The organism is Rhodococcus olei (genome assembly GCF_039540555.1).
GTDB classification, from domain to species: Bacteria; Actinomycetota; Actinomycetes; order Mycobacteriales; family Mycobacteriaceae; genus Rhodococcus_G; species Rhodococcus_G olei.
The window spans coordinates 1-23169 of the sequence record NZ_BAABFB010000009.1; the positions used below are offsets into that span (position 1 = coordinate 1).

11 protein-coding genes and 1 pseudogene are annotated in these 23169 nt (G+C 69.6%); 9 read left to right on the forward strand and 3 right to left on the reverse strand.

From position 1 onward, the window contains the following. Nucleotides 1-7: 7 nt before the first annotated feature. From ABD951_RS01210 to ABD951_RS01220, 3 genes and pseudogenes are all read left to right on the forward strand, one after another. Nucleotides 8-11389, forward strand: a pseudogene (locus tag ABD951_RS01210) (amino acid adenylation domain-containing protein); the annotation flags it as partial. Between the two features lie 75 nt (nucleotides 11390-11464). Beyond that, entirely contained in the window at nucleotides 11465-11674 is a 210-nt protein-coding gene (locus ABD951_RS01215; protein ID WP_425569752.1) for an MbtH family protein, read from the forward strand. 213 nt (nucleotides 11675-11887) lie between these two features. Next, the gene (locus ABD951_RS01220) at nucleotides 11888-12271 is read left to right on the forward strand and encodes a hypothetical protein (RefSeq protein WP_345341252.1); all 384 of its coding nucleotides are present in this window, start codon (nucleotides 11888-11890) and stop codon (nucleotides 12269-12271) included. Between the two features lie 103 nt (nucleotides 12272-12374). Here ABD951_RS01220 and ABD951_RS01225 read toward each other — a convergent pair whose 3' ends face one another. Further along, complete coding sequence (locus tag ABD951_RS01225; protein ID WP_425569753.1) at nucleotides 12375-13085, reverse strand: GntR family transcriptional regulator; 711 nt, start codon at nucleotides 13083-13085, stop codon at nucleotides 12375-12377. A gap of 85 nt (nucleotides 13086-13170) precedes the next feature. Continuing rightward, on the reverse strand, nucleotides 13171-14316 hold the full coding sequence (locus ABD951_RS01230) for an acyl-CoA dehydrogenase family protein (protein WP_345341256.1): 1146 nt from the start codon (nucleotides 14314-14316) through the stop codon (nucleotides 13171-13173). Nucleotides 14317-14534: 218 nt separating this feature from the next. Here ABD951_RS01230 and ABD951_RS01235 point away from each other — a divergent pair, with 218 nt between their 5' ends. Both ABD951_RS01235 and ABD951_RS01240 read left to right on the forward strand, forming a co-directional pair. After that, on the forward strand, nucleotides 14535-16061 hold the full coding sequence (locus tag ABD951_RS01235; RefSeq protein ID WP_345341257.1) for an aldehyde dehydrogenase family protein: 1527 nt from the start codon (nucleotides 14535-14537) through the stop codon (nucleotides 16059-16061). A 5-nt stretch (nucleotides 16062-16066) separates the two neighbouring features. After that, nucleotides 16067-16966, forward strand: a complete 900-nt coding sequence (locus tag ABD951_RS01240; protein ID WP_345341363.1) for an oxygenase MpaB family protein — start codon at nucleotides 16067-16069, stop codon at nucleotides 16964-16966. A gap of 22 nt (nucleotides 16967-16988) precedes the next feature. Here ABD951_RS01240 and ABD951_RS01245 read toward each other — a convergent pair whose 3' ends face one another. Continuing rightward, nucleotides 16989-18227: a TetR/AcrR family transcriptional regulator gene (locus ABD951_RS01245; protein ID WP_345341258.1), complete on the reverse strand. Its 1239-nt coding sequence runs from the start codon at nucleotides 18225-18227 to the stop codon at nucleotides 16989-16991. Nucleotides 18228-18894: 667 nt separating this feature from the next. Between ABD951_RS01245 and ABD951_RS01250 the strand changes: the two genes are divergently transcribed. The 4 genes from ABD951_RS01250 (at nucleotide 18895) to ABD951_RS01265 (ending at nucleotide 23168) form a co-directional block, all read left to right on the forward strand. Beyond that, nucleotides 18895-19698, forward strand: a complete 804-nt coding sequence (locus ABD951_RS01250) for an enoyl-CoA hydratase (RefSeq protein WP_345341260.1) — start codon at nucleotides 18895-18897, stop codon at nucleotides 19696-19698. A gap of 139 nt (nucleotides 19699-19837) precedes the next feature. Further along, entirely contained in the window at nucleotides 19838-21415 is a 1578-nt protein-coding gene (gene fadD5 / locus ABD951_RS01255; protein ID WP_425569754.1) for a fatty-acid--CoA ligase FadD5, read from the forward strand. Between the two features lie 86 nt (nucleotides 21416-21501). Further along, nucleotides 21502-22311, forward strand: a complete 810-nt coding sequence (locus tag ABD951_RS01260) for an MlaE family ABC transporter permease (RefSeq protein ID WP_345341265.1) — start codon at nucleotides 21502-21504, stop codon at nucleotides 22309-22311. Continuing rightward, entirely contained in the window at nucleotides 22311-23168 is an 858-nt protein-coding gene (locus ABD951_RS01265; protein WP_345341267.1) for an ABC transporter permease, read from the forward strand. Before ABD951_RS01260 ends, ABD951_RS01265 begins: the two co-directional genes overlap by 1 nt. The last annotated feature ends 1 nt before the right edge of the window (nucleotide 23169 follow it).

Here is a 23169-nt window from a genome sequence, read left to right on the forward strand (position 1 = left end):
GGTGTTCGTGGCTGCTCTGGCGAGCGACGCGGCGGGGGATTCGGCGGAGCCGGCGTCGTCGTCGTTGGTTCGGGTGTTCGCGTCGGGTGAGGCGTTGCCCGCGGCGACGGCGGCGACGTTGCGGGAGGTGTTGCCGGGCGCGCGGTTGCACAACCTGTACGGCCCGACGGAGGCGGCCGTGGACGTGACGTTCCACGAGGTGACCGTCGCCGACGAGGTGTCGGTGCCGATCGGTGCGCCGGTGTGGAACACGCGGGTGTTCGTGTTGGATGCGCGGTTGCGTCCGGTTCCGGTCGGTGTGCCGGGTGAGTTGTATCTGGCGGGTGTGCAGCTGGCCCGCGGGTACGTGGGGCGGGTGGATCTGACGTCGGATCGGTTCGTGGCGAACCCGTTCGCTGCGGGGGAGCGGATGTACCGGACCGGCGATCTGGTCGCCTGGAACCGGGACGGTGAGCTGGAGTATCTGGGCCGCACCGACTTCCAGGTCAAGCTGCGGGGTCTGCGGATCGAACTGGGGGAGATCGAGGCGGCGTTGCTCGCGCACGACGCGGTCGCGCAGGCGGTGGCCGTGCTGCGCCACGACGACCGGATCGGTGAGGCGCTGGTCGCGTACCTCGTGGGCGCGGGGGATGTGGATCTCGATTCGTTGACGGCGTCGCTGCGCGTGAGCCTGCCCGCGTACATGGTGCCGTCCGCGTTCGTGGTGCTCGGCGCCTTCCCGGTGAACGCGTCGGGCAAGCTGGATCGCAGGGCTTTGCCGGCGCCGGTGTTCGAGGCCCGTGAGTTCCGCGCGCCGTCGACACCGGTGGAGGAGCTGGTCGCCGACATCTTCGCCGAGGTGCTCGGCGTCGAGCGGGTCGGTGCCGACGACGACTTCTTCGAACTCGGCGGCAACTCGCTGATCGCCACGCAGGTGGCGGCGCGGATCGGTGCCACGCTCGCCACGGAAATCCCGGTGCGGACGCTCTTCGAAGCGTCGACCGTCGCCGCACTCGCGGTGGTTGCGGCGACCGATGCGGGCCGCGGTGGCCGCAGCCCCCTGGTCGCCGGTCCGCGCCCCGAGCGGATCCCGCTCTCGCTGGCGCAGTCTCGGATGTGGTTCCTCAGTCGGTTCGACACCGCCAGTGCCGCCAACAACATCCCCGTCGCCGTTCGACTGACGGGTGACCTCGATGTGCATGCGCTGCAGTCCGCGGTCACGGATGTCCTGGCACGACACGAGATTCTGCGCACCGTGTACCCGGAGCACGACGGCGCAGGCCACCAGCTGATCCTGCCCACGGCGGACGTCCGTCTGGACCTGTCGCCGGTTCCCGTCTCCGCGGACTCGCTGCTCGCACGCGCCACCGCGTTCGTGACCGAGGGATTCGACGTGGCCGCCGAGGTTCCGCTTCGGGCAACCCTGTTCCGCGTCGACACCGGATCCGATGCCGCGGACCACGTGCTGGTGTTCGTGGTGCACCACATCGCGGCCGACGGATTCTCCGTCGCACCCCTGGTCCGCGATGTCATGGTCGCGTACTCGGCGCGCCACGTCGGTGTGGCACCGGGATGGCAGCCGCTGCCGGTGCAGTACGCCGACTACACGCTGTGGCAGCGCGATGTCCTCGGATCCGAGGACGACCCGGAATCTCTGATCTCCCGTCAGCTCGGGTACTGGACCGGGACGCTGGCCGGGTTGCCGGAGCAGCTGGACCTGCCCGCGGATCGGCAGCGTCCCGCGGTCGCCACGAACCGCGGCGCCGCGATCGGCTTCGACCTCGACGCCGCCCAGCACTCCGCGATCGGTGACGTCGCCCGTGCCCACGGCGCGACGCCGTTCATGGTCGTGCACGCCGCGCTCGCCGTCCTGCTGGCACGGTTGTCGAGTACCGACGACATCGCCATCGGTGCCCCGATCGCGGGGCGTGGTGACGCGGCCCTCGACGACCTCGTCGGCATGTTCGTCAACACCCTCGTGCTGCGGACCCGGGTGGACGCGGCCGACACCTTCAGCGACCTGCTGGCCCGGGTCCGGGAGGCGGACCTCGGGGCCTTCTCCCACGCGGACGTGCCGTTCGAGCGTCTCGTCGAGGTGCTCAATCCGGCACGCTCGCAGGCGCGGCACCCGCTGTTCCAGGTGGCCCTGTTCTTCCAGAACCTGACCAGCCCGCACCTCGAACTGGACGGGCTGAACGTGTCCGGTGTCGACTTCGACGAGACGATCGCCACGTTCGATCTTCAGGTGACCTTCGCCGAACGGCAGGACGAGACGGGCGCGGCGACCGGGATGGCCGTCCACCTCGGTTATGCGACGGATCTGTTCGACGAGGCGACGGTGCGTGGGTTCGGAGACCGCTTCCTGCGCATCCTGACGGCCGTCACCGCGCGGGCGGACACCGTGGTCGGCGACATCGATCTGCTCGACGAGATGGAGCGCGACCGTGCTCTCGTCGAATGGAACGACACTGCGCACGAGCTCACCGCCGGCGACCTGCTGCTCGACGCCTACGCCGCGCAGGTCGCGGCGAACCCGGACGCGACCGCGGTCGTGTACGAAGGCGACTCGCTCACGTACGCCGAGTTCGACGGCCGGGTCAACCGGCTGGCCCGTCGATTGATCGACGAAGGTGTCGGTCCGGAATCTCTCGTCGCCCTGGCGATTCGTCGTTCGCTCGACCTGGTGGTCGCGATCTACGCGGTCGTGCGGGCGGGTGGCGCGTATGTCCCGGTCGACCCGGACCATCCGGTGGAACGGATCGGGCACATTCTCGACACCGCGGACCCGACCTGCGTGCTGACCACGCGGCGGGACGGATTCGCGGGCGCGGGGACACGGAAGGTGCTCCACCTCGACGACCTCGACCTGTCGGCGTACGCCGACACGACGGTGACGGACGGTGACCGGATCGCGTCGCTGCGCCCGGAGCATCCGGCCTACGTCATCTTCACCTCGGGGTCGACGGGGAAGCCGAAGGGTGTCGCCGTCAGTCATCGGGCGATCGCCAACCAGATCGCGTGGATGCTGGCGGAGTACCCGCTCGACGCGACCGACGTCTACCTGCAGAAGACGGCGACGACGTTCGACGTCTCGCTGTGGGGCTGGTTCATGCCGTTGCGGGCCGGTGCAACCCTCGTGGTCGCCACCCCCGACGGCCATCGGGATCCGGCCTATGTTGCGGAACGCATTGCGGCACACGCGGTCACTGTCACCGACTTCGTGCCCTCGATGCTGACCGTGTTCGCCGGGTCGGTGGCCCGCGAGGACCTCGTGTCACTTCGCCGGATCTTCGTCATCGGCGAGGCGTTGCCCGCCGAGACGGTGCGCGATTTCGCGCGGATCAGCGACGCCACGGTGCACAACCTGTACGGCCCGACCGAGGCCGCGGTCTCGATCACCTTCGCGGACGTGACCGCGACCGCCACCCGGGGCGGAGCGGTGACCATCGGCCGCCCGCAGTGGAACTCCCGTGTCCACGTGCTCGACTCGCGCCTGCGACCGGTTCCGGTGGGGGTTCCCGGCGAGCTGTACCTCGCGGGTGTGCAGCTGGCCCGCGGCTACCACGGGCGGTTCGACCTGACCTCGGACAGGTTCGTGGCCAACCCGTTCACCGCAGGTGAGCGGATGTACCGGACCGGTGACCTCGTTCGCTGGACCGGCGAGGGTGAGCTCGACTACCTGGGACGCACCGACTTCCAGGTCAAGTTCCGTGGCCAGCGCATCGAGCTCGGCGAGATCGAGACCGCCCTGCTCGCGCACGAGTCGGTGCTGCAGGCTGCGGTTCTCGTGGTCGCGGCCGCCGGCGGCGACCACCTCGTCGGCTACGTGGTGCCGACCCCCGCGACCCGGCCCGATCCGGATGATCTCGTCGCGTTCGCCTCCCGGTCGCTGCCGGGATACATGGTGCCGTCGGCGGTGGTTCTCCTCGATGCTTTCCCGCTGAACGCGTCGGGCAAGCTGGACCGGAAGGCGTTGCCTGCGCCGGTGTTCACGGCGCGGGAGTTCCGCGCGCCGACCGCGGGAACCGAGCTGGCGGTCGCGGCTGCCTTCGCCGAGGCCCTCGGACACGAACACGTGGGCCTCGACGACGACTTCTTCGCGCTCGGCGGCAACTCGCTGGTTGCGATGCAGGTCGTGGCGCGGCTCGGTGCCGCGCTGGATACCAGGATCGCCGTGCGGGAGCTGTTCGAGGCTCCCACTGTCGGTGCGCTCGCCGCACTGCTCGACGGCCGGGAATCCGAGCGCCGCGTCGCTCTCGTCGCCGGACCGCGTCCGGAGCGGATCCCGTTGTCGGCGGCGCAGAACCGGATGTGGTTCCTGAACCGATTCGATCCCGAGTCGGCGGTGAACAACATCCCGGTCGCGGTGCGCCTGACGGGTGCGCTCGACGCCGCCACGTTGCAGGCCGCGGTCGCCGACGTGATCGCCCGGCACGAGGTGCTGCGCACCGTCTACCCGGAGGTCGACGGTGCCGGACACCAGGTGGTGCTGCCCGAGTTCGTCCTCGACCTGACACCGGAGCCGGTGGCGCAGGAGCGGATTCGCGAGCGCGTCGCGGCGGTGGTGACCGCGGGATTCGACGTGACCGCCACGGTCCCGGTGCGCGGGGCCCTGTTGCGGATCGGTGCCGACGACCACGTGCTGGTCCTGGTGGTGCACCACATCGCCGGTGACCTGTTCTCGGTGGGACCGCTGACCCGGGACCTGCTCACGGCATACGTTGCCCGGAGCGCCGGGCAGGCCCCGGCCTGGGTGCCGCTGCCGGTGCAGTACGCCGACTACGCGCTGTGGCAGCGCAGGCTGCTCGGAAGCGAGGACGCCCCGGCCTCGACCGCTGCGCGTCAGCTGGCCCACTGGTCCACGACCCTCGACGGGCTTCCGGACCAGCTGGACCTGCCGACGGACCGGCCGCGACCCGCGATTGCCTCGAACCGTGGTGCCTCGATCCGGTTCGACCTGGACTCGGATCTGCACCGTGCCCTGTCCGACCTTGCCCGCGAACACAATTCGACGTTGTTCATGGTGCTGCACGCGGCTCTGGCGCTGCTGCTGGCTCGGATGTCCGGTACGTCCGACATCGCGATCGGCACGCCGATCGCCGGCCGCGGCGAGCGGGAACTCGACGACCTGGTGGGCATGTTCGTCAACACACTGGTGTTGCGCACCGAGGTGGACGGGTCCGAGCCGTTCGGCGTCCTGCTCGCACGGGCCCGCGAGACCGATCTGCAGGCGTTCGCTCACGCGGACGTCCCGTTCGAGCGGCTCGTCGAGGTGCTCGACCCGGTGCGCTCCCAGGCCCGCAACCCACTGTTCCAGGTCGCCCTGGTGTTCCAGAACGTCGGGCCCGTCGCCTTCGAGCTACCGGGTCTGAACCTGTCCGGCATCGAGTTCGACGAGCAGGTCGCCAAGTTCGACCTGCAGCTGACGATCGCGGAGTCGGTGGACGAGGTCGGCACTGCGAAGGGCATCACCGCCGAGCTCAATTACGCCACCGACCTGTTCGACCGGGACACGGCCGTGACGCTGACCGAGCGGCTGACGCGGATCCTGCGAGCCGTCGCGGCGGACAGCACCGTGCCGGTCGGCGCGATCGACCTCCTCGGTGAGACGGAACGCGCGGGCCTGATCGCACGGCACGGTGCGCTCGCGGTCGAGCCGATTCCGCTGGGCCGGATGATGGCCAATGCCGCCGCACTGAACCCGTCCGCACCGGCCGTCGTGTTCGACGGCGTCGAGACCAGCTACGCGGAACTGGACCGCCGGTCCTCCCGGATCGCCCGCCACCTGATCGCCCGCGGGCTCGGTGCCGAGGACCTGGTCGCGGTCGCCGTGCCGCGATCGGACCTGTCGGTGCTCGCCGCCTGGGCGGTTGCGAAGACGGGCGCCGCGTTCGCGGCGGTCGACCCGAACTACCCGGTCGAGCGGGTACGGCACATGGTCACCGACGCCGGTGCCGTCGTGGGCCTGACGGTCGCCGCGTTCGCTGCGGACCTCCCCGACGTGACCGAGTGGCTCGCGATCGACTCCCCCGAGTTCGGCGAGCTGACGGTCGGCCTGGGCGACGGGCCCATCGGTGAGGCGGAACTGGTGCGTCCGGTGCATCCCGCGCATCCCGCGTACGTGATCTTCACGTCCGGTTCCACCGGCCTGCCCAAGGGCGTCGTCGTCACGCACAGCGGTCTGGCGAACTTCAGTGAGGAACAGCGGCAGCGGTACCGGCTCTCCGCCGACACCCGTGCCCTGCACGTCGCGTCCCCGAGCTTCGACGCATCGATACTCGAGTTGCTGTTGGCGATCGGCGCCGGGGGAGCCCTGGTGGTCGCGCCGCCGACCGTGTTCGGCGGCGTCGAACTCGCGGACCTCATCCGCAGGGAACGGGTCACCCACTCGTTCATCACCCCGTCCGCGCTCGCGTCGGTCGACCCGTCCGGGCTCGACGACTTCAGGGTCGTCGTTGCCGGCGGTGAAGCGGTCCCGGGCGATCTGGTCGCCCGGTGGGCACCCGGCCGTGAGCTCTACAACGGCTACGGCCCGACCGAGACCACGATCATGACGAACATCAGCGCGCCGATGCGCGCCGGCGAACGCGTCGTCATCGGCGGGCCGACCCGGGGCATGCGCTCGCTGATCCTCGACGATCGGCTCCAGCCGGTACCGGTCGGTGTCGTCGGCGAGCTGTACATCGCGGGCATCCAGCTGGCGCGCGGATACCGCAACCGTTCCGCGCTGACGTCGGAGCGATTCGTCGCGAACCCCCACAGCGAGACCGGGGAGCGGATGTACCGCACCGGCGACGTCGTGCGGTGGACGAGCGACGGCGACGTCGAGTACGTCGGCCGGTCCGACTTCCAGGTGAAGATCCGCGGTCTGCGTATCGAGCTCGGCGAGATCGATGCGGTACTCGCTGCACACGACGACGTCGAGTTCGCGACGACTGTCGGCCACGACACCGCACCCGGGCGCACCGCGCTGGTGTCCTACGTGCTGCCCGCACCCGGCCGGACCGTCGACCCGGCCGCGTTGACCGCGTTCGTCGCAGAGTCGCTGGCCGGTTACATGGTGCCTGCGGCGATCGTCGTGCTCGACGAGATCCCGCTGACCCCGGTCGGCAAGCTGGACCGGAAAGCACTGCCGGAGCCGGTTTTCGCGGCCCGGGAGTTCCGGGCGCCGAGCACGCCGACCGAAGAGGTCGTTGCGGGTGTGTTCGCGGAGGTGCTCGGGGCCTCGCAGGTCGGAGCCGACGACGACTTCTTCGCCCTCGGCGGCAACTCGCTGATCGCGACGCAGGTCGCGGCCCGCCTCGGTGCGGCACTCGACACCCGCGTGCCGGTGCGTGAGCTGTTCGAGGCGTCGACTGTGGCCGCGCTCGCGGCGCGCCTGGAGCAGCTCGCCGGCAGCGGTGGACAGATCGCGCTGGTGGCGGGGGAGCGGCCGGAGCACCTGCCGCTCTCGCTCGCCCAGCAGCGGATGTGGTTCCTCAACCGGTTCGACCCGGAGTCGGCGGCGTACAACATTCCCGCCGCGATCCGCCTCACCGGTGCCCTCGACATCGGCGCGCTGCAGGCCGCGGTCGCCGACGTCGTCGCCCGACACGAGGTGCTGCGGACCGTCTACCCGGAGACCGCATCCGGTCCCGCTCAGGTGATCCTGCCCGCCGGCGAGGCGACCGTGAACCTGGACCCGGTGTCCGTCCCGGCGGAGGAGGTCGGCGCGGCGATCACCGAGTTCGTCGTCTCCGGCTTCGACGTGACCGTCCAGGTCCCGATCCGAACCCTGCTCGTCCGCGTCGAGGGCAGCCTCGAACCGGTCGAGCACGTGCTCACGCTCGTCGTCCACCACATCGCGGCCGACGGTTCCTCGATGGGGCCGTTCACCCGCGACCTGATGGCGGCGTACGCGGCGCGCACGGTCGGGGCGGCCCCGTCGTGGGAACCGCTGCCGGTGCAGTACGCGGATTACGCGTTGTGGCAGCGTTCGGTGCTCGGCGGCGAGGACGACCCGGACTCGCTGATGTCGACCCAGCTCGGCTTCTGGAAGTCGGCACTGGCCGGGCTCCCCGACCAGCTCGACCTGCCGACCGATCGGCCCCGGCCCGCGGTGCAGTCGTACCACGGCGGCAAGATCGACTTCGCGGTCGGCGAGCCGGTGCACCGCGGCCTGGCGGACCTCGCTCGCGACGGAAACGCCACGCTGTTCATGGTCGTGCACGCCGCGTTCACCACGCTGCTCGCTCGACTGTCGGGCATGCGCGACATCGCGGTCGGTACTCCGTTCGCCGGCCGCGGCGACGCCGCACTCGACGACCTGATCGGCATGTTCGTCAACACCCTGGTGTTCCGGACCGACGTCGACGCGGACCTGTCCTTCACCGCCCTGCTCGGTCAGGTGCGTGAGCGGGACCTCGCCGTGTTCGCACATGCGGACGTACCGTTCGAGAGCGTCGTGGAGGCGCTGAACCCGGCCCGGTCGACCGCCCGCCACCCGCTCTGCCAGGTGGGGCTGTCGTTCCAGAACCTGGGCACGGCTCGGTTCGAGCTGGACGGGCTGACGATCGCGTCCGTCGAGACGGATGTCGAGATCTCGCAGTTCGACCTGCACCTGATCATCGGCGACCACTACGACGAGGACGGAACGCCGCGCGGCCTGAGCGCGAGCCTGACCTACGCGACCGCCTTGTTCGACCGGTCGACCGCCGAGGCGTTCGCGGACCGCTTCCTGCGTCTGCTCGAGGCGATCGTCGCGAACCCCGCCGCGGCGGTCGGCGACCTGCCGATGCTCGAATCGGCCGAGTACGACAGGATCGTCGGCGACTGGAACGCGACCGACGAGGTGGTGCCCGGGACGAGTCTGGTCGACCTGTTCGACGCGCAGGTCGCTCGGACACCCGACGCGGTTGCGCTGGTGTACGAGGGGGAGTCGCTCACCTACGCCGAGTTCGACACGTTGGTGAATCGATTGGCGCGCAAGCTGATCGCTGACGGAGTGGGACCCGAGACCCTCGTCGGCCTGGCCGTGCGCCGGTCGATCGAGCTGCTGGTCGGCATGTACGCCGTCGTCAAGGCCGGCGGTGCCTATGTGCCGATCGACCCGGATCACCCGGCGGACCGGATCGCGTTGATCCTCGACTCGGCGGCTCCCGCGCTGGTGCTCACCCGCAGCGCCGACGCGGTCGAGCTGCCCGGGGACACGACGGTCCTGGCGATCGACTCCGTCGACCTCACCGAGGTCGACGGGGGCTCGGTCACGGATGCGGACCGACGTGCGCCGCTGCGGACCGGCAACCCGGCGTACGTGATCTTCACTTCGGGTTCGACCGGCCGTCCAAAGGGCGTCGCAGTGTCCCATGCAGCGGTCGTCAACCAGATGGTGTGGAAGCAGGCCGAATACGGGCTCGGCGCGGAAGACGCGGTGCTGCTCAAGACCGCGGCGACCTTCGACCTGTCGGTGTGGGAGTTCTGGTGGGCGCTGCAGACCGGGGCCCGTCTGGTGATCGCCCGTCCGGACGGACATCAGGACCCGAGGTACCTGCTCGACCTGATGACGCAGGAGTCGGTGACCACGGTGCATGTGGTGCCCTCGATGCTCTCGATGCTGCTGGCCGATCCCCGGGGCACCTTCCCGGGCTCGGTGACACGGGTGCTCGCGATCGGTGAGGCATTGCCTGCGGAGACCGCCGCCAGGCTCCGCGCGGTCAGTGCCGCGCGGCTCGACAATCTCTACGGGCCCACGGAGGCGGCGGTCTCGGTCACCTCGTACTGCACCCGCGACACCGACACCGTTACCGTGCCGATCGGCGCGCCGGAGTGGAACACGCAGGTGTTCGTACTCGATTCGCGCCTGCACCCGGTCCCGGTGGGCGTTGCCGGCGAGCTGTACCTCGCGGGCGCGCAGTTGGCCCGCGGCTACCATGGTCGCTCGGATCTGACTGCCGACCGGTTCGTGGCGAACCCGTTCGGTACGGGGGCCCGGATGTACCGGACCGGTGACGTCGTGCGCTGGCGCGCCGACGGCAACCTCGAGTACCTCGAGCGGGCCGACTTCCAGGTCAAGGTCCGCGGCTTCCGCATCGAACTCGGCGAGATCGAGTCGGCACTGCGGACCCGTCCCGGCGTCACCGACGCGGTCGTGGTCGCGAAAACGGATGCAATCGGCGGGACCCAGCTCGTCGGCTACGTCGTCGGCGACGGTCTCGACGGCGCCACGGTGCGTGCCGCAGTGGCCGGGCAGGTGCCGTCCTACATGGTGCCCGCCGTGATGATGGTGCTGGACCGTATGCCGCTCAACGTCAACGGCAAGGTCGAGCGCACGGCGTTGCCCGAACCGGAGTTCGCCGTCGTTCCGTTCCGGGCGCCGACTACGCCGGTCGAGCGGATCGTCGCGACGACGATCGGCGATCTGGTCGGAGCGGACCGGGTCGGCCTCGACGACAACTTCTTCGAACTCGGAGGAAACTCGCTGGTCGCCACTCAGGTGGTTGCGAGGATCGGTGCCGAAGTGGGCGCGGAGGTGCCGCTGCTGTGGGTGTTCGCCGATCCCACGGTTGCCGGCCTCGCCGCTCGAATCGAGGCGGCACAAGCGGGTTCGCTCGGCCTGGACGGAGACAGGGCGTTGCAGATGTTGCTGCCGATCCGAGAGGAGGGATCCAAGCCGCCGTTGTTCTGCGTCCACCCGATCGTGGGTCTGTCCTGGGCATTTGCCGGACTTTCCGCACATCTGGACCCCGACCGTCCGATCTACGGTCTGCAGTCGCCGGTCGTGTCCGGGTCCGCGCCCATGCCGGCGTCGATCGAGGACTGGGCCGAACTGTATGTCGACGAGATTCGTTCGGTGCAGCCCGTCGGGCCCTACCAGCTGATCGGGTGGTCGCTCGGTGGTGTCATCGCACACGCGATGGCCGTGCGGCTGCAGTCGGAGGGCGACGAGGTGGAGCTGCTCGCAATGATGGACAGCGTCGCGGACCTCGGTGGTCGGGCGTCCGAGGCGGCGGGGACGATCTCGGCCCGTGACCTGCTCGGTGGCCTGATGCCGGAGGTTGGCGGGGTCACGGACGATGTCGAGGTGACCCCGGAGTCGCTCGAGCAGCTTGTTGCAGGCCTTCCTGCGCCGCTGAACGAACTCGGGTCGGAGCGGGTCGAGGCCGCCTTTGCGGCGGCGGTGTCGTCACTTCGTCTCATCGCCGATTACCGGCCGGAGCCGTTCAAGGGCGACCTGGTGTATTTCGCCGCGTTGGAGGACGATCCGACCGGCCGAGTGGGCGCCGCGACCTGGCGGTCCGCGATCGCCGGCGCCATCGAGGTCCACGGATTGCCGACGACCCACTGGCACATGGCGTCGGCGCCGGCCTTGCAGTCGATCGCCGAGGTGGTCACCGCGGCATGGACCGACGGGAGCCGCGCCGGTGGACGCTAGGACGTCACACGCGCAACCGCGCACACGACAAGACACACCGAACACAGTGCAGGTCAAACGAAAGGCATGACAACAGTGAGCAACCCGTTCGATGACGAGGAAGGCACGTTCCTCGTGCTGGTGAACGACGAAGGGCAGCATTCGCTGTGGCCGACCTTCTCCGACGTCCCGGCAGGATGGGACACGGTCCACGGCCCCGGCTCCCGCACGGACTGCCTCGACTACGTCGAGGCCAACTGGACCGACATGCGGCCCAAGAGCCTGGTGGCCGAGATGGGGGCCTGACACGTATCGGCCGTCGGTGCCATCGAATTCGGATGGATGTGCGGGCTCCACTCGGAGCGTCGGAGCCCGCACGTCCTCGGCTCCCGGTGCCTCGGTGTCGACACTCGATTCAGTGACACCGCCCCGGGCGGCGTGGACGGGCGAGCGGCTGATCGCGGTCGGGACAGGTGAACCTTCCTTTACAGTTCGCGTCCCGCCCTGTTCGATGCAGGCATGACCGCAGCCATCGACATCTTCCTGATCCTGCACTTCATCGGCCTCGCCGCGATCATCGGCAGCTACATGACCCTGCTCGAGGCGCCGCGGGTCGTTCCCGGCATGCTGCACGGTGCGATCCTGCAGGTCGTGTCCGGTCTCGCACTGGTCGGCCTGAACGAGGCGAACGACGCGACGCTGAACCACACGAAGGTCGGCGTCAAGCTCGTCATCGCGATCGTGATCCTCGTCGTCGCGGTGCTGGGGCTGCGCAAGGCCAAGGAGGAGACCGCCGCGACGGCCGGCGGCACGGCGGTGGCGACCGTGAACTCGACCGCGACCCTGGCCCACGTGATCGGCATCCTCGCCGTCGTCAACGTGATCATCGCCGTCGTCTGGTAGCCGCGCAACACAACCACACAGGCCGCACCCGAGGAGTTCGGGTGCGGCCTGTGTCGTTGTGCGGGAACGTGATCGGAGCCGATGCCGTGGTCCGTCCGTGGTGTCAGTCCCAGATGCCGACGCGTTCGAGGTGTGCGAGCAGCCGTTCGGCGCCGTCGGCGAAATGGGCACGGGTGATCCGGCCCGCCTCCTCCGCGTCCCCGGCCTCGAGCGCGGCTATCAGCTTCTCGTGGCTGGCGATCGCGCTCTCGCCCCACTGCGGGTCCGACGAGTACAGGTGGGTCGGGGTGTAGCGCAGCGCGCCCAGCAGGAACCAGGACAGCTTGTTCGCGTCGGCGAGACGGTTGAGCAGCCGGTGGAACCCGAACTCGAGGTTCTCGACCTGCGCGGCGTCGGCGTTCGCTACCGCCTTTGCCAGCCGGTCCTTCGCGTCGCGCATCTCCCCGAGCACCTGCGGTGTGACCGCGGGTGTGGCCCGGATCGCGAGCTGCTCGGCGATCTGGCCCTGCAGCCAGAACAGGTCGTGGATGTCCGCGCGACTCAGCGGCGCGACCACGTATCCGCGGTGCGGCACCAACTCGACCAGGCCCTCGCCGCGCAACGTCAGCAGCGCCTCGCGCACCGGCGTCACGCTGACCCCGAGTTCGGCGGCCGTCTCGTCGAGCCGGACGAAGTCGCCCGGGCGGACGCCGCCCGACATGATCAGTCCGCGGACGTGGGCGGCGACCTCGTCCGACAGCTGCGGCCGCCGGCTCAGTGTGCGGCCCCCCGGCGTCCGGCCCGCGGGCGTCCGGCCACCGGCCTTCCGGGACATGGTCATCGGGGCATCTCCTTCACGGCAGTTCAGCATAGGTGCTGCCCGCGCGGGGACGGGACCGTCCCCGCGCGGCGCGGCGGTCCTAGAGTCCGAAGGTCTTGCCGATGATGTCGCGTTGGATCTCGCTGGTGCCGCCGAAGATCGTCGAGACCAGGGTGGCACGCACGTGCTTCTCCATGTCGAACTCGGTGGCGTAGCCGTAGCCGCCCATCATCTGCATGCCCTCGAGTGCGACCCGCTTGGCCGTCTCGGTGGCCTTGAGCTTGGCCATCGAGGCCTCACGGGCCAGCATCTTGTCCGGGTTCGCGTCGGCCTCGCGGGCCACGTTGTAGACGAGCAGCTTGGTGCATTCGATCTCGGTGGCCAGGTCCGCGATCCGGTGCCGCAGCGCCTGGAACGAGCCGATCGGCCGGCCGAACTGCTTGCGCTGGGTGACGAACGCCAGGGTGTCCTCGAAGGCCCGTTCCGCGGTGCCGAGGATCATCGCGGACAGGATCAGCCGCTCGAAGTTCAGTCCGGTCATCAGCTGACGCCACCCGTTGCCGACCTCGCCGACCACCGCGTCCGCAGGCAGCACGCAGTCGGTGAAGTACAGGTCGTTGGTCTCCTTGTGGCCGCCCATCAGTTCGATGCCGCTGATCTTCAGGCCCGGCGTCGTCACGGGCACGTGGAACATCGTCATGCCCTCGTGCTTGTTCGCACCGCGGCTGGTGCGGGCGACGAGCAGGATGTTCTCCGAGATGTGCGCGTTCGAACACCACGTCTTCTGGCCGTTGATCACCCAGCCGTCGGCGGTCTTCTCCGCCTTGGTGCTCAGGTTGCCGACATCGGATCCCGCCTCCGGTTCGGACATCGAGATCGACTGCGACACACCACGAACGATGCCGCGCAGTACGGTTTCCCTCTGGTCCGCGGTGCCGAACTTGGCGTAGGCGCCGCCGGTGATCAGCGTCGGTCCGATCGCGCCGATCGGGGCCATCCCGCGCGCGGTCTCCTCGAGCAGGATGCACATGTCGACCATCGTCGCGTCGGATCCGCCGTACTCCTCGGGGATCGTCAGGCCCAGCCACCCGAGATCGGCCATCTTCGCGTAGATCGCTTGGCTGTGATTGTGCTTGCCGTGGTCGGTGAGCCGGTCGCGCTTCTCCCGGGTCCCGGCCTCGCGCTTGCAGAAGTCGGCGACGGCCTGGGCGAAGGCCCGCTGCTCGGTGGTGAATTCGACACTCATCAGGTGCTCTCCCGTCGGAGGTGGCGGCGGCCGCGGCCGGCCGTGTCAGGCGGACGCGTGGGGCCGGGTGTGATGCCGACAACAGTACTGCAAATCACATATATGTGATGTGATTCTGTTTGAACCGCCCGCGAGTTGGGCGAGGATCGACACCGGAGACCTTCCTGCAGCATCCGCCCGACCAGGCCGAGCCACGCACACCGACGGAGGAACGACCCATGCCCCAGCGGACCGACAAGACGCCGAGCGTGACCGAGGCGCCCGCACCCACCAGCGCAGCCACCTTCGCTTCCCTCGATCCGCGGACCGGTGCCGTGCTCGCCGAGTACCCGGTGCACGACGCGGAGCAGGTGGCGGCGGCGGTGGCGCGGGCGCGCGAGGCCGCCGTGTGGTGGGCCGATCTCGGCTTCGACGGCCGCAGGAAGTGGCTGCAGAAGTGGAAGACCGCGATCGCCGCGGACGTCCGGTCGCTGGCCGCGGTGATCGCCGCCGAGACCGGCAAGCCGTCCGACGACGCCCTGCTCGAGGTGATGCTCGCCGTCGAGCACCTGGACTGGGCGTCGAAGAACGCGGCCAAGGTGCTCGGCCGCCGGAAGGTCCCCTCGGGTCTGGTCAGCGCCAACCAGGAGTCGACGCTGCAGTACCAGCCGCTCGGCGTGGTGGGCGTGATCGGTCCGTGGAACTACCCGCTCTACACGCCGATGGGTTCGATCTCCTACGCGCTCGCGGCCGGCAACGCGATCGTGTTCAAGCCCAGTGAACTCACCCCGGGCGTCGCGACGTGGATCGCCGACAAGTGGAACGCGTTGGTACCGAATCAGCCTGTGCTGCAGGTGGTTACCGGTCTCGGTGCGACCGGGGCCGCGCTCGTCGAGGCGGGGGTCGACAAGGTCGCTTTCACGGGGTCGTCACCCACCGCGAAGAAGGTGATGGCGGCCTGCGCGAAGACGCTGACTCCGCTGGTCGCCGAGTGCGGCGGCAAGGACGCGATGCTCGTCGCCGCCGATGCCGACCTCGACGCCGCCGCCGAGTTCGCGGCGTTCGGCGGCATGGGCAACGCCGGCCAGACCTGTGCTGGTGTGGAACGGATCTTCGTCGCCGACCAGGTGTACGACGCCTTCGTCGACAAGCTCACCGAGCACGCGTCGCGGTTGCGTCCGGGCGGGGCGCCCGACGCCTCGTACGGTCCGATGACGCTCGAACGGCAGAACGACGTGGTGCGGGGGCACGTGGAGGACGCGCTGGACAAGGGTGCCCGCGCGGTGCTCGGGGGCCGGGAGTCGTTGCACGCCCCGTACATCGACCCGGTGATTCTCGGCGACGTCCCGGAGGACAGCACGGCGATGACCGAGGAGACCTTCGGCCCGATCGTCGCGGTGAACCGGATGCGCGACCTCGAGGACGGGGTCGAGAAGGCCAACCGGTCCAGCTACGGGCTCGGTGCGTCGATCTTCACGAAGAACAAGGCGCAGGCGGTCGCGGCTGCGGAGAAGCTGAACACCGGGATGGTGTCGATCAACTCGGTGCTCGGGTTCGCGGGTGTCCCCTCGCTGCCGTTCGGTGGGGTGGGCGAGTCCGGGTTCGGGCGCATCCACGGCGCGGACGGGCTGCGCGAGTTCAGCCGACCGAAGGCGGTGACCCGGCAGAAGTTCGCGGCGCCGCTGAACCTGCTGACGATGCAGCGCAGGGCCCGGGACATGAAGATCTCCGCGTGGATGTTGCGGACCCGGCACGGTCGGGGCTGATTCCGATGCTGTTGACGGACGGTGCCGGCGCCCCGCGCGGTCGGTTCGGGTGGCGCCGCCGGATCGAGTCCCTCGACCCGGTACGCGACCACCAGGAGATCCACCGCATCACCGCTGGATTCGAATTTCCCTGGGACTACACACGTTCTCTCGAGTTCGCGCTGTTCCGTACCTACTGTGTGCCGAGCATCTCGGCGTTGCTGGCGCGCACCGGGGAGTTCGAGCGCCGACCGCAGAAGCGGTACGACGACACCGCGCTGCTGATGGCCGAGCTCGTCGAGCACGGGTACGACTCGCCGCGCGGCAAGGAGTCGCTGCGGGTGGTCAACCGGATGCACGGCAAGTACGAGATCAGCAACGCCGACATGCTGTACGTGCTGACCACGTTCATCTACGAGCCGCTCGACTGGATCGAGCGGTACGGCTGGCGTCCGCTGCACCCGCACGAGCGGATCGCCGCCTTCCACTTCTACCGGGAGGTGGGGCTGCGCATGGGAATCCGTGACATTCCCACGGACTTCCAGGAGCTGTACCGCTTCAAGGCGGACTACGAGCGGAAGCATTTCCGGCACACCGACGAGGTGCACGCGATCGGCGTGTACACCCGCGACCTGTTCTGTTCGTGGTTCCCCGGTCCGGCACGGCCCGCGGTCCGGGTCGGTGTGCACGCGATGCTGGATCCGATGATGCTCTCCGCCTTCGGGTTCCGTCCCGCGCCGGGCTGGGTGCGCTCGGTCGCCGAGGCCGGGCTCGGGGTGCGGGCGCGCGCCCTGCGCTTGTTCCCGCCGAGGAGGCGGTCGAAGTCGACGCGGGATCCGCGCAACCGGACGTATCCGGGCTATCCGGTCGGATACCGTCCCGGCGATCTCGGCGCCGACCGCGACCGCGGGAGCACGCGGGGCTGACGGCCGGTGCTCGGGACCGACCTCAGGCCCGGTCGGTCCCGAGCACGGTCCGCATCAGCGCCCGCATCCGGCCGCGCGCCGCGGAGCCGGTGTCGAAGTGGATCAGCCGGCCGACGTCGAGGGTCTGGCCGATCGCGGCGTGCACCAGGAACCGGGCCTCGATCGCGGGGAGGTCCGGTCGCACGTCGGTCAGCAGGTGAACCCACTCCTCGACGTGCAGCCGTTGCATGTTGCGCAAATTGGTGCGCTCGCCCACGGGGAGGTTGCCGATCTCCGCGAAGTACACCGACACCACCTCGGGATGCGCGAACGAGAGGTCGATGTAGGCCGCGCACAGCCGGTGCAGGGCCTCCGCAGAGTTCGTCGACGCCGCCAGGGCCGCTTCGGTGGCCACCGCGAGGCGGTCGGCCGAGCGATAGAACACCGTCGCGAGCAGATCGGCCTTGCTCGGGAAATGGCGGTAGACGCTCGACGCGTTGATTCCGGCGGCGGCGCCGATCTCCTCGATGCTCGATTCGTGGTAGCCGCGGGCGTCGAAGATCTTCATCGCCTCGGCGAGCAGGACCTCGCGTTTCGACGTGACGGCAAGCCCGCCGCGGGCGGCATCGGGCATCGGTTCCTCGGCGGGCGGCGCGTCGGCCAGGTCGCACCGCAGCACCGCCCACGCCGTCGCCAGCAGCAGCGACTCGATCCGCCGAGCCGCCAGGGCACCACGGTGTGCGGTGATGCTGCCGATCACGCTCAGTGCCGACGTCGCCAGCATGGTCGCGTCGGCCTCAGACAGGTCGGGGCGCATCTGCCGGAGTGGGACGGCGAGGCCGGCGTTCAGGGCCGCGAAGTCGGCCCGCATCGTCGCCCGGTCCGCGGGCTCGAGGTAGCGGCCCTCCCAGCGGTACAGCCCGCCGGTCCGGCGATCGGCGACCGTCGTCGAGATCAGCGCCTGCAGCACCGCATCGAGGCGCTCGGGCGCGGGTGTGTCCGCGGCGTCGCCGGTGACCGCCGACTCCGCGGCCGTGCGCAACGCCCCGACCGTGCTCAGCGCCGCCTGGACGAAGAGCGCGTACTTGTTGGGAAAATGCCGATAGAGCGCCGGACCCGAGATGCCGACGGTCGCGGCGATGTCGTCGACGCCGACGGCGTGGTATCCGCGCTCGCTGAACGCCTGGGCGGCGACCAGCGCGATCTGGGCCTTGCGATTCTTCGGTCGTTTGCGGCGAGGTGCCGTACCCGGATCCGACCGGCCACGGGTCGACTGCGTCATCGTCGCCTCCTGACTTGCACTGCCGAATGGTACCGGTCGCGGGTCCGCCTCGTCGGCCGATGCGAGCTGCCCTTCACCGCACTCGACTCGCCGGATGTGCTCACCTTGCCCGCAATTCGACGGTCGCATAGTGGGTTTGATCTTGACAGCATCGATCCCATGGGTAAAAGTTAACCCGAATTCGCGATCCGTGAGGATCGTCACGTCGAGGGTGGTTGAGTCGCTCCTCGGCCGACTCGTGCGGGAGCGAAGGAAAAGGCATGACCGACAGCGTGATTCGGTGCACCGGCCGCGGGATGGTCGCGGGTGGCGGGCTCGGGTCGCGGTGGGGGCGGGCCGAGGGCGTCGGTGTGGTCCTCGGTCGGCCGGTGGCGGCAGGCGTGGGGGTGCGGCGTGGAGTGGGGGACTCGACACGGCGCCGGCCTGCCGCCGCCGGACCATGCCACGGTGATTCGTGTCCCGGGGCAACCGGATTCGGTCGATGCAGTGTCGTCCGGACGCTGTCGGGTGATCCGGCCGCAGTGGCGGCCGCAGGGAAGGGGTGAACTGACGTGGTGGCCATCCGCGGCACGGAGCCGGTCCGGGGCGTGCCGGTCGGCAGGACCCGGACCGGAGCCGAACGACTCGGGGCATTTCTCTGCCGCACCGCCTCGGCGGGGGCGGTGCGATGACGGCCGCGGCGGAACGGGTCGGGGGCCTGCTCGTCGGGTGCGCCGAGGGGGTCCTGCGCATCACGATCGCGCGTCCGGAGCGCATGAACGCGCTGGACCTGGACTCGATGCGCGTCCTCGGAGACCTGCTCGAGACCCGCGCCCGCGAGGAGGACGTGCGGGTGGTCGTGCTCGCCGGTGAGGGTGGATCCTTCTGTACCGGAGCGGATCTGGTGGCCGCATCCAGCGGGCCAGCGAGCGATCCCCGTGTGGTGATGGCCACCGCCAATCGGGTCGTCCGGTCGATCCTCACCCTGCCGGCCCCGGTGATCGCGCGGGTGGGCGGCGCCGCGGCCGGGGTGGGGGCGTCGATCGCGTTCGCCGCGGACCTGACCTATGCCGCGCCGACGGCCTGTTTCCTGCTCGCGTTCGTCAACATCGGGCTGATGCCGGACGGTGGGTCGAGCATGCTGGTGCCCGCCGCGGTCGGCCGGGCCCGCGCTGCCGAAATGGCGCTGCTGGGGGAGCGGCTCGGGGCCGCGGACGCACATGCCGCCGGGCTGATCACCCGGGTGGTGGCGGCCGACGACCTGGCCGCACACGTCGACACCGTTGCCGCGAAACTGGCGGCCGGCCCGAGGCGGGCGCTCGAGCTGACCAAGCGCTCGCTGACCGCCGCGACTCTCGCGCGGATCGAGGAGGCGTTCGACCGGGAGACCGAGGGGCAGGTCGAACTGCTCGGTTCCGCCGACTTCCGGGAGGGGGCCGCCGCCATGCTCGAGCGGCGGGCCCCGAACTTCGGGGGTCGATCCCGCGGGTGAGGGCGCACCGCGATTCGGACAATGCGAATTTCAGTTAACAAAACACTGCACGACCGCCGCCCGATTGCCATAATCGGCGGAATCGGAAAGGCGCCCAGCCGCGCCCCACAACTCCGTGACAGGGAAGGGCTTCATGACGATGTCACCCGATCTTCTCTCTCAGCCGCTACAGTCGCGCCGGAACCACTGGAACAACCAGGTCGCCACGCACGCGACGATGCGTCCGAACGAGGTGGCCCTGCGATTCCAAGGTGCGACCACCACCTGGGGCGACCTGCACCGCGGGTCGGAGTCGCTCGCCGACGCCCTGCACCGGCGTGGCGTCGGGTTCGGCGATCGCGTGCTGATCGTGATGCTCAACCGTCCGGAGTTCGTCGAGACGGTGCTCGCGATCAACGCGCTCGGCGCCATCGCGGTGCCGGTGAACTTCCGCCTCACGCCGCCCGAGATGGCGTACCTCGTCACCGACAGCGGTGCCACCGTGGTGGTCACCGACGTCCCCCTGGCTCCCCTGGTCGCCACTGTGCGACAGCAGGTTCCGGAGCTGGCGACCTGTGTCGTCGTCGGCGGGGAGGGCGGCGACGGTACCGAGGGGTACGCGGGACTTCTCTCCGAAGCCGGTGAGCCGCATCCCCCGGTCGACCTGCCGGAGGACCTTCCGGCGCTGATCATGTACACCTCCGGGACGACGGGCAGCCCGAAGGGCGCGGTCCTGTCCCACGCCAACATGCAGGCACAGGCCCAGACCTGTATCCGGGCACTGAGCATGAACACCCGCGGCGACGTCGGGTTCTGCGCCTCGCCGATGTTCCACATCGCGGCGCTGGGCAGCATGGCGCCGAGCCTGCAGCTCGGCATTCCCACCGTGATCCACCCGCTCGGCGCCTTCAACCCGACCGAGCTGCTCGACGTGTGGGAGGCGGAGCGGGTCACCAGCGCGTTCCTCGTCCCGGTCCAATGGCAGGCTGTGTGTGCGGAACCAACTGTGCGGCAGCGTGATCTGGCCTTGCGTGTGATCAGCTGGGGTGCGGCTCCGGCGTCGGACGTGGTGCTGCGCGCGATGGCGGACACGTTCCCGGACGCGCTCGACGTCGCGGTGTTCGGGCAGACCGAGATGTCGCCGATCACCTGCGTCCTCGACGGCGAGGACGCGTTGCGCAAACTCGGCTCGGTCGGAAAGGTCATCCCGACCGTCCAGGCCCGGATCGTCGACGACGAGATGAACGACGTCCCGGTCGGCGAGGTCGGCGAGATCGTCTACCGCGGCCCGACCATGATGGCGGGGTACTGGAACAAGCCGGCCGAGACCGCGGACGCGTTCGCCGGCGGCTGGTTCCACTCCGGCGACCTGGTGCGCCAGGACGACGAGGGGTTCGTCTACGTCGTCGACCGCAAGAAGGACATGATCATCTCCGGCGGCGAGAACATCTACTGCGCGGAGGTGGAGAACGCGCTGTTCGGTCACCCGAAGGTCCTCGAGGCCGCGGTCATCGGGCGGGCGGATGCGAAGTGGGGCGAGGTGCCGGTCGCAGTGGTCGCGCTTCGCGGCGAGGATCTCACTCTCGAGGAACTGTCCACCTATCTGGACGGCGTCCTCGCGCGGTACAAGCACCCGAAGGACATCGTGATCGTGGATGCATTGCCGCGCAACGCGAGCGGCAAGGTCGCCAAGCCGGAGCTCCGCAAGAGCCACGGATCGGCGACCCTGTCGGCGTAAGGCGGCTTCACCGCGGTGGTGTGGTCACGGAGGTCCCGCGATCCGTGTCCACACCACTGTGCGGCTCATGAGGGGGGAGTGGGGCGATGACGTACGAACTGCCGGTGGCCAAGGGCCCGGTGCGCGATGTCGCGAACCAGGGTGGCCACCTGATCGGCTTCGCGGTGCTCTCGATCGTCGGGCTGATCCGCGCGACACTCACGCGACGGCTGTCGCTGGGCGAGACGATCACCCAGACCCTGTTCATCGGACGGGTCAGCACCGGACCCTCACTGCTCCTGATGATTCCGATCGGCGTCTTCATCGCGGTGTCCGTCGGCGAGCTCGCGGGCCGCATCGGCGCGGGCGGCTACTCGGGGGCCGTCGTCGCGTTCATCATCGTGGGCCAGGCCGCGGCGCTGGTGTGCGCGCTGATGATGGCCGGAGTCGCCGGGTCCGCGATCTGCACCGACCTCGGGTCGCGGAAGATCCGTGAGGAGATCGACGCGCTCGAGGTGATGGGCATCGACGCCGTCGAGCGGCTCGTCGCCCCCCGGCTCGTCGCCGCCGTCGTGGTCTCGCTCGCGCTCTGCTCGATGGTGACCTTCGGCGGCGTGATGGCCTGCTACCTCTATCACATCTACGTGCAACACCTTCCGGCCGGAACGTTCATGGCCACCTTCAGCCAGTACGGCCGGTTGTCCGACTTCGTGATGGCCCTCGTGAAGGCCGCGGTCTTCGCGTTGACCTCCACCCTGGTCGCCACGTTCAAGGGGCTGCACAGCAAGGGCGGGCCGCGCGGCGTCGCGGACGCGGTGAACGAGGCGGTGGTGATCGCGTTCGCGCTCGTCTTCATCGTCAACACGGCGCTGTCCGCGCTGTACACCGTGATGGTGCCTGCAGTGGGGGCCTACTGATGGTCGGCATCGACGTCCGGTACCGGATGTACCGTGCGACCGCGCCCGTCCGGGCCGGGTACGACGGCCTGGTCGACGTCGGCAAACACGTCACCTTCTACGGCAAGGCGATCGCCTCGACACCGTTCGCCCTCGTCCGGTATCGCAAGCACGTCCTCGCCCAGATCAGCGAGGTCAGTTTCGGCACCAATTCGATCCTCGCCGGTGGGGGCACCATCGGCATCGTGTTCGCGATGTCGCTCGCAGCGGCGATGATGCTCGGCGTCGAAACCCAACGCGGACTCGAACTCGTCGGCATGACCACGATGTCGGGAATGCTCTCCGCGATCGCCAACACCCGCGAACTGGCACCGGTGGTCGTGGCGATCGCGTTGGCCGCCAAGGTCGGAACCGGATTCACCGCCCAGATCGGCGCGATGCGCATCTCCGACGAGATCGATGCGCTCGACGCGATGGCGATCCGGTCGATTCCGTTTCTCGCCGGCACCCGGGTGCTCGCCGCGATGGTGTGCGTCATCCCGATCTACATGATCGGACTGCTCGCCAGCTACCTGTCGACCCGGCTGGTCATCGTCGTCTGGGGCGGGGCCTCGGCGGGCACCTACGACTACTTCTTCCACCTCGCGCTCGCGCCCCGGGACCTGGTGTACTCGGCGTTCAAAGCCGTGGTGTTCGCGGTCGTCGTCGCGCTGGTGCACTGCTCGTACGGGTTTCACGCGTCCGGCGGCCCGTCCGGTGTCGGGCAGGCGGCCGGACGAGCCCTGCGCACCGCGATCCTCGCGATCGGTGTGCTCGACGTCCTCCTCACGTTCGCGCTGTGGGGTCTCGTTCCGCAGATCCCCGGACTGGGGATCTGAC